This is a genomic window from Rhabdothermincola sp., from assembly GCF_036846205.1.
In the GTDB taxonomy this organism is placed as follows: Bacteria; Actinomycetota; Acidimicrobiia; order Acidimicrobiales; family Acidimicrobilacustridaceae; genus Rhabdothermincola.
The window spans coordinates 1-7,767 of record NZ_DAIUCK010000124.1 but is presented as its reverse complement, the minus strand read 5'-3'; the positions used below and the strand labels follow the sequence as shown (position 1 = coordinate 7,767).

Annotated in this window: 9 protein-coding genes; 2 read left to right on the top strand and 7 right to left on the bottom strand. The window is 69.5% G+C overall.

Features of this window, described 5'->3' with window-relative positions; all coding sequences use genetic code 11:
* Both V7004_RS14315 and V7004_RS14310 read right to left on the bottom strand, forming a co-directional pair.
* A partial coding sequence (locus V7004_RS14315) for a TIGR03619 family F420-dependent LLM class oxidoreductase (protein WP_334144823.1) occupies positions 1-545 on the bottom strand: 545 nt, incomplete at its 3' end.
* A gap of 30 nt (positions 546-575) precedes the next feature.
* The gene (locus V7004_RS14310) at positions 576-1,256 is read right to left on the bottom strand and encodes a TetR family transcriptional regulator (protein WP_334144821.1); all 681 of its coding nucleotides are present in this window, start codon (positions 1,254-1,256) and stop codon (positions 576-578) included.
* A 57-nt stretch (positions 1,257-1,313) separates the two neighbouring features.
* Between V7004_RS14310 and V7004_RS14305 the strand changes: the two genes are divergently transcribed.
* Positions 1,314-1,844 (top strand): COG4315 family predicted lipoprotein, encoded by a 531-nt coding sequence (locus V7004_RS14305; RefSeq protein WP_334144820.1) that lies wholly within the window; start codon positions 1,314-1,316, stop codon positions 1,842-1,844.
* Here V7004_RS14305 and V7004_RS14300 read toward each other — a convergent pair.
* From V7004_RS14300 to V7004_RS14290, 3 genes are read right to left on the bottom strand one after another with little or no spacing between them, the layout of a single operon-like run.
* Positions 1,825-2,457, bottom strand: a complete 633-nt coding sequence (locus V7004_RS14300) for an isochorismatase family protein (protein WP_334144819.1) — start codon at positions 2,455-2,457, stop codon at positions 1,825-1,827. The two genes, V7004_RS14305 and V7004_RS14300, sit on opposite strands and share 20 nt — an antisense overlap.
* A 4-nt stretch (positions 2,458-2,461) precedes the next feature.
* Entirely contained in the window at positions 2,462-3,301 is an 840-nt protein-coding gene (locus tag V7004_RS14295; RefSeq protein WP_334144818.1) for an LLM class F420-dependent oxidoreductase, read from the bottom strand.
* Between the two features lie 21 nt (positions 3,302-3,322).
* On the bottom strand, positions 3,323-4,321 hold the full coding sequence (locus V7004_RS14290) for an LLM class flavin-dependent oxidoreductase (RefSeq protein ID WP_334144817.1): 999 nt from the start codon (positions 4,319-4,321) through the stop codon (positions 3,323-3,325).
* Positions 4,322-4,461: 140 nt separating this feature from the next.
* Here V7004_RS14290 and V7004_RS14285 point away from each other — a divergent pair, with 140 nt between their 5' ends.
* Positions 4,462-5,679, top strand: a complete 1,218-nt coding sequence (locus V7004_RS14285; RefSeq protein ID WP_334144815.1) for an acetyl-CoA C-acetyltransferase — start codon at positions 4,462-4,464, stop codon at positions 5,677-5,679.
* A gap of 39 nt (positions 5,680-5,718) precedes the next feature.
* Here V7004_RS14285 and V7004_RS14280 read toward each other — a convergent pair whose 3' ends face one another.
* On the bottom strand, positions 5,719-6,471 hold the full coding sequence (locus V7004_RS14280) for a hypothetical protein (RefSeq protein ID WP_334144814.1): 753 nt from the start codon (positions 6,469-6,471) through the stop codon (positions 5,719-5,721).
* Positions 6,468-7,767, bottom strand: a 1,300-nt coding sequence (locus tag V7004_RS14275; RefSeq protein ID WP_334144812.1) for a M12 family metallo-peptidase, incomplete at its 5' end; no start/stop codon positions are given. The genes V7004_RS14275 and V7004_RS14280, both read right to left, overlap by 4 nt.

Here is a 7,767-nt window from a genome sequence, read left to right as displayed (position 1 = left end):
CCACCGGGCTGCACCGGTCGGGGCCTGCTGATCGCCCGCTCGAAGGCGAAGAAGCGCCCCCGAAACGTCGCCTCCTCGTCACGCCACAGGACTCGCATCGCCTCGATGGCCTCGTCGGTGCGGGCCCCGCGGCTCCCGAAGTCGACGCCCACCGCCTCGATCTCCTCCCGCATCCACCCCACCCCGACACCGAGGCGCACCCGGCCACCGGAGAGCGCGTCGATGGTCGCGAGTCGCTTGGCGAGCTGCACGGGATGGTGCTCGGGCAGCACCAGGATGCCGGTGGCCAACACGATGCGCTCCGTCACCCCCGCCAGGAAGGCGAGCAGGTCGAGCGGATCGGGGATCGGGCACTCGTCGGGCAGCGGCATGCGGCCACCCGAGGCGTAGGGGTAGCGGGCGGCGTAGCCGGCCTGCACGACGACGTGCTCGACGGTGTAGAGGGACTCGAACCCGACCGCCTCCGCGTGCCTGGCGAAGCGGGCCATCCAGGCCGGGTCGGCGGCGACACCCGCTCGGTAGGGGGGGAGGATGCCGAAGCGCATCGGGCGATGGTAGGCGCCGTCGTCGGGGGGCTAGGTGCCGGCGGGTGGCCGCTGACCGGTGACGGTCGTGTAGACGATGCGGGCCATGCTCCGCTGCAGATCATCGGTGCGGATGCCCCAGAACTCGAAGCCGTAGCGGTGGGCGGCCACGTGGGCGAGCATCGAGACCAGCACGCCTGCGGTGGCCATGGGGTCGAGGTCGGCGGGATGGCGGCCGGTCTTCGCCGCGGCTTCGATGACCTCGGCCAGCGCGTTGGTCAACCCGTTGAGGAGCGCCACCCGGATCTTGCGGAAGCGCTGGTCGCCTTCGTCGGTGGCCAGATCCACCACCCGGAGCACGGCGCGGTGCTCCTCCCAGAAGGCCATGACCTCCTCCACCACTGCCATCGCGGTGTCGTAGGCGGCCCGGCCCTTCCAGTTGCCGTCGCGCACCACACCGCTGAGCCGGGCGCTGCCCACCTGGGACATCTCCTCCGCCAGCACGAGGATCGCGCTCTCCACCTCGGGGAAGTACTGGTAGAAGGTCGCCGGCGAGGTACCCGCCCCGCGGGCGATGTCGACGACTTTCAGGTCCCGGTACGAGGTGGACCGCAGCATCTCGGCCGTCCGCTCGAGCAGGCGCTGGCGGGTGGCCCGACCCCGGCGGCCCGGCACCCGGCCGTCCGCGGCCCGCAGCTCGTCGTCGGCCACGTCCGGGGAGGGAATGCTCACCCGCCTCACGTTAGCCCTCCGCCTCCTGCAGCTGACGGTACGTCAGCTCGGACTACGGTGCAGGCGGAGCAGGCGAAGGATCCGCTACCCGAGCAGGGAGGCAGCTCGATGCGCACCCGGTTCCGCTGGTTGATGGTCGTGCTGACGGTGGCGCTGCTCGCCGGGTGCAGCACGTCCGACGAGGGTTCGGTCGGCGGCGACGGGGTGGTCGTGGAGGACACCGAACCACCCGCCGAGGCGATAGCGGTGACACCGAGCCGGCTCGGGGACATCCTGGTGGACACCGAGGGCATGACGCTCTACATCACGTTGAACGACACCGGCGGCGTGCCCACCTGCGTCGATGCCTGTGCCCGGACCTGGCCGCCGTTCGTGGCCGATGCGGTCGAGCCGCCGGCGCAGTTCGACATCACGGACTTCGAGCAGGTGCCGCTCCCGGACGGCACGTTCCAGATCGTCTACAAGGGCCACCCGCTCTACCGCTACAGCGGCGACCGGGCTCCCGGTGACACGAACGGCCAGGGGATGGACGGGGTGTGGTACGTGGTGGGTCTCGACGGCCAGCCGATCAGGACCCCGGCGAGCTGAGCCAGGCGTCCAGGATCTCGCTGGTCGCGGGCAGGGTGGCCACCAGCGAGAGGGTGTTGTCGAGCACCGCCTCCGCGTAGGCCTCGGGGATGCCGGCCACCGCGTCGCGGGGCATCACCATCTGGTAGCCGGCGTTGACCGCGTCGAACGCGAAGTCGAGCATCCCGACGTTCACCGACACCCCGACCCCCACGATGGTGGTGACCCCGAGGTTGCGCAGCACCGCGTCGAGGTCGGTGCCACCCATCGGGCCCAGGCCGTGGAGGCGGGTGAGCACCACGTCGCTCTCGGCGACGCCGATCTCGGGGAGCACCTCCACCGCCGGCGTGCCCGGGGTGAGGGGCACGGGGGTCTTCAACATGCCCATGAACAGCCGGGCGTTGTGGTTCGAGCCCCTGCCGTCGGGACGCCGGGCCGCCACGCAGTGCACGACCGGCACCCCGGCCTGGCGAGCGGCGGCAGCCAGGCGGGCCGCGTTGGGGATCATCCGCCGGCGAGCGATCTCGGCCAACTGCGGCAGAGCGGCCGGCTCGCCGATCACCCCGTTCTGGCACTCCTGGGTCACCAGCGCGGTGTGACCGGGGGCGACGAGGTCTCGCAGGTCGACGGGCATCAGCTCACCGAAGGTAGTCGTCCGCGAAACGGCGCAGCCCGTCCACCGCTTCCCGTGAGCGGGTCCACGGCACGACGATCAACCGGTCGACGCCGGCCTCGGCCCACCGTTCGAGGTCCGCAGGCTCCGTGACCGCACCCATCACCGTCACCTGCACGGGTCGATCGGCGCGCCCGTACTCCTCCTCGAAGGCTCGCAACTTGCGTACCTGCGGGACGACGGACTCCGGGGTGTGGGACATCCCGATCCAGCCGTCACCCAGGCGGGCGGCACGGCGCAGGGCCCGATCGCTCTCGCCGCCGACCACGATCGGCGGGTGGGGGTGCTGGACCGGCTTGGGCTCGAACATCACCGGCGCGAAGTCGAAGAACTCGCCGTGGTGCTCGATCACCTCCTCGGTCCAGAGCCGCTTGCATACCTCGATGGCTTCATCCAGGCGCCGACCGCGGGTCGCCGGGTCGAGGCCCACCGCCTCCCACTCGGTGGTCATCCATCCCGCTCCCACCCCGACCTCGGCCCGGCCACCCGAGAGCACGTCGAGGGTGGCGAAGGCGCGAGCCCCCACGAAGGGGTGGCGGATGCCGAGCAGGTAGACGAAGGTGCCGAGACGGATCCGGGTGGTCTGCGCGGCGACGAAGGACAGGTAGGCGCCCGGCTCGTAGACGGGTGTGCTGGGCGGGACGGGTGGGTGCTCCTCCCCCGGTACGAGCTGGCCGCGCATCTCCACCGGGAACACCAGGTGTTCGGGAAGCCAGGCCGACTCGTAACCCAGCCGGTCGGCTTCACGCACCGCCTCCAGCCAGTACGCCGGATGCAGCTGGCCGAACGTGATGGCGAACTTCACGGTCGATCCCCTCCAGCCACCTCAGACGACGTCGCGGATACGGGGCAGGACCTTCTCGGCGAACAGCTCCAGGCTCGCCCAGGCCAGCTCGGGAGGCACCCCGCCGCAGAGCGGATGGTTGGTGAGCGCTCCCATGGGGCCGAGCGCGCCGGCCAGCTCGACGCACTCATCCGGAGTGAGGATCCGATAGACGCCCTCGGCCCGCAGTTCCTCGACGGTGGTGGCACCCGAGTTCACCGACGAACGCACGTCCGCGGTCTGCCAGCTGTGGTACGTGACCGCGTCGTGCAGCAGGTACGGGCCGAGCTCGGCCCAGGCCCGGTCAGGGTCCTCGCTCACGAAGAGCGTCCCGGGCTGATCGGGATGTGGTGCGAGCACCAGCCCTGGCGTCTTACCGAGCCGCTCACACTCCGCGACGTAGAGCGCGCTGAGCTCCTCGTCGCCGATCGGTGGGAAGAAGCCGAGCCCGAAGCGGGCGGCCCGCTTGGCCGCGGCCTTGCCCGAACCGCCGATCATCAGCATCGGGTGCGGTTGCTGCAGCGGGCGCGGGGTCACCCGCACGGTCTGGCCGTCGACGTCGACGGGTTCGCCGCTCCAGGCCTTGATCATGGTCTCGAGGCACTCGTCCATCCGCCGGCCCCGGGCGCTCCACTGGCGGTCGAACATCGCGTACTCGACCGGCCGGTAACCGAGCCCGGCCACGATCGACACCCGCCCACCGGAGAGGAGGTCGAGCACGGCGATGTCCTCGGCGAGCCGGATCGGGTCGTGAAGGGGGACGAGCAGCGCGGCGACGTTGAGCGGGATCCGCTTGGTGACACCCGCCATCGCCGCGGCCATCACGAGCGGGGAGGGCAGGAAGCCGTCGTCGGCGCCGTGGTGCTCCGAGAGCACGAGCAGGTCGAAGCCCTGGTCGTCGGCCCACTTCCCCATCTCGAGTGCCGCCGCGTAGAGCCGGGAGGTGGCCTCGGGATCCATGCCCGGTGCCCGCATGTCGAAACGGATGACGGCCAGCGCCATGACGAACCCCCCTCTGCACTCTTTAGAACACGTTCTAGTCAATGCCGTGGCGTCTCGCCACCAGCGCCACCGCCTCAGGTTTGCCCGCCCGTGCCGCCGCGCTAGACAAGGGCTCCGGCAACCGCTCGAAGGGGGAAACCATGCCCGAAGCCGTCATCGTCGCCACCGCCCGCACACCCATCGGTCGGGCCAACAAGGGGTCGTTGGTCAACGTGCGGCCCGACGACATGACCGCGTTCATCCTGAAGGACGTGCTGGGCAAGGTGCCCCAACTCGACCCGGCGCTGGTCGAGGACGTGCTGGTGGGCTGCGGCCAGCCCGGGGGCGAGTCCGGCTACAACATCGCCCGGGTGGCGGCGGTGCTGGCGGGGCTCGATGACGTGCCCGGGGTGACGGTCAACCGGTACTGCTCGTCGTCGCTGCAGACCATCCGCATGGCGGCGCACGCCATCAAGGCCGGCGAGGGTGACGTGTTCATCGCCGCCGGGGTGGAGACCGTGAGCCGCTACATGCACGGCGCGGCCGACACCGGCCCCCACAACCCGGCGTTCGCGGATGCCGAGGCCCGCACGATGGAGCGCTCCCAGGGAGGCAAGGGTGACTGGCAGCCACCCGCAGGCCTGCCCGACATCTACATCGCCATGGGCCAGACCGCGGAGAACGTGGCCGAGTACGAGCAGGTCAGCCGGGAGGAGATGGACGAGTTCGCGGCTCTGTCCCAGCAGCGGGCCACGGCTTCGCTCGAGCGCGGCTTCTGGGAGCACGAGATCACCCCGCTGCCCGCCACCGACATCGAGGGCAACGAGGTGCTGGTCACCAAGGACGACGGCATCCGCCCCGGAACGACGGTGGAGGCGCTGGCCAACCTGAAGCCGGCCTTCCGCCCCGACGGCCGGGTGACCGCGGGCAACGCCTGCCCGCTCAACGACGGGGCGGCCGCGGTGATCGTGATGAGCGACACCAAGGCCGCGGAGCTGGGCATCACGCCGCTGGCCCGGGTGGTGTCGAGCGGGGTGAGCGGGCTGAACCCCGAGATCATGGGCATGGGCCCGGTGGAGGCCAGCCGGCAGGCGCTGAAGCGCGCCGGCATGACCATCGACGACGTCGACCTGGTGGAGATCAACGAGGCGTTCGCGGCCCAGGTGATCCCCTCTGCCCGCCACCTCGGCATCGACTGGGACAAGCTCAACGTGAACGGCGGCGCGATCGCGATCGGTCACCCGTTCGGCATGACCGGCGCCCGCATCATGACCACCCTCATCCACGGCCTGCAGGACGCCGACAAGACCATCGGTCTGGAGACCATGTGCGTCGGTGGCGGCCAGGGGATGGCCATGATCATCGAGCGCCTGAGCTGAGTCGCGCTGTTCAACCGCGCGTGAGCGCCTGCATCCCTGCTATCCGGTGAACCTCGGGGAGGTGATGGCGGGAAGTGGTTGCGAAGTGGTGGTCGTGGTCGGCGCCGGTTCGGTCACTTCGTATCGGGTGCCAACCATCGCTATGCCGTACTCGCCGGCGTAGCACTTCACCACGAGGGCATGCGCAAACGGCCTTCGCACGTCCGGGACGACGATGACCGGCCTGGCCGTTCCGGCGGTGTCCAGTGCCGTCTCCACGACGAGCGGCGGGGCCTCGAACGTACGGAACTCGACCTCCGCTCTGGTCCCGGGCACCCCGTCAACGTCGCGACAATCGATCGACACCACCACCTCGCTACCCGGCGGAGCGGATGTCGGGCTGACCGAAAAGACCAGCAACGGAGGCGGCGGGGTCAACGGCGGCTCATCGGTGACCGTGAAGGTGAACTCCTCGGGTGCCGCATACGCGCAGTAGACCCACAGCAGGTACTCGCCGGGAGGCGCATCCGCGGGTACGACCAACTGGTAGCGGGACATCCCCGTCGGTCCGGCAGGCGCGGCCCCGAACCCGTCTTCACTCTCACCCAGGAGCGAAGCTCGAACCTCGGGAACCGGGTGGCCTTGGAACACGCAGGTGCTCTCGATGATGATCGCGGTGCCCGGTGGGCCCGACAGGGTGCTCAACGTGACATCCGAGATCGTGCCACCAGCCTGAGCCGGCGAGGCACCGGCGAGCGTGATCACCGCCACCAGCACGGATGCGGCGGTAACCGTTCGCAGGGTCGCGTTCACAAAAACCTCCCGGGGGTGTCGTCGGACCCGGTGGTGAAGTCACCGACGAACGGGTTGCGGTCGAGTGCCGTGCCGAACCCACTCACGTAGATGACGGTGCCGCTGTTGCACCCGTTGCGCAGATGCCAGGTGCCTTCCCGGTAGATCCCGATCCGATCCGCGGGTGCTCCAGGCCAGCGGCCGACGACCGGCAGATCGGTGACGCCGCCACCGAAGCTGCAGTAGACGTTCGCCGAGCTGCCCCAGGTGTTGGCCAGATGCCAGTTGGTCTGGGTCAGCCAGGGACGGAACACCCCGGGGCGGTCGGTGCCGTTGCCGTCGTAGTCGTGCACGAAAGGCACATCACCAGCTCCACCGAAGAAGGTGACCGCCTCGGTCGCGCCATCGAGATGATCGTTGCGATGCCACTGCCCGAGCCCGTCGACAACCCGAAAGATGGCGATCGTGTCGATGCCGTCACCATCCCAATCCCCCGCCAGGGGAACATCCCCCGATCCTGTCCCTGGGCCTCCGCCCCACCCGAAGGTCGGCACGTCCTGCAGCCCCGTCCACGAGTTCGACACGAACCACTGACCGGTCGATCGGCGAAACACGGCGGGAGTATCGATGCCGTCGCCGTTCCAGTCACCCACCAGACCGATATCAGAGGACCCGCCACGCCAGTTGACAGCGAACTCGACCTCGCTGTCCAGATCGTCGCTCACCGACCACCAGCCGAGATAGGTCCCTGCTCGACGGAAGTTCGCACTCACCCCATTCAGCTGGTCGACCGTCCAAGCATTGTTCGCCGACGAGCTCCCCGAGAGCACCCACGGCCGGTTGAGGAACCCGACGCCCGGGTTGGAGTACTGGAGCTGCAACGGGCAGTCATTCGGCGGCAGGCCGCAGTACCCGGGTGTCGCCACCATCACCGTGCTGCCCCCGCCAGCCACCCGATGGCCCCGGCTGTACGAGTACGCACCGAGGTCCTCTTCGGCGTTGCCGTCGTCCGGTGAGTGGCCCGCCCCCAAGTTGTGACCGACCTCATGAGCCAACGAGTAGTGCTGAACCGTGCCTTGTACGGTCCAGACATTCAGCGCCCACTGATCCAGCGGCGCGGGCTTTCGCTGGGGAACGTAGGCGATTCCAAGCGCGCCATTCGCATCATTGTTCGGCACGACAAGGCTGACGACATCGGCCCGAAAGAAGTCCCGGAGAAACTTGGCAGACTTCAGCGAACCGGAACCCCCCAACCCCTGCTTCAGCTTGTCCCGGTCACCGCCCAGGGTCGCAAGTTGGTTGTAGTTGACGTACTCG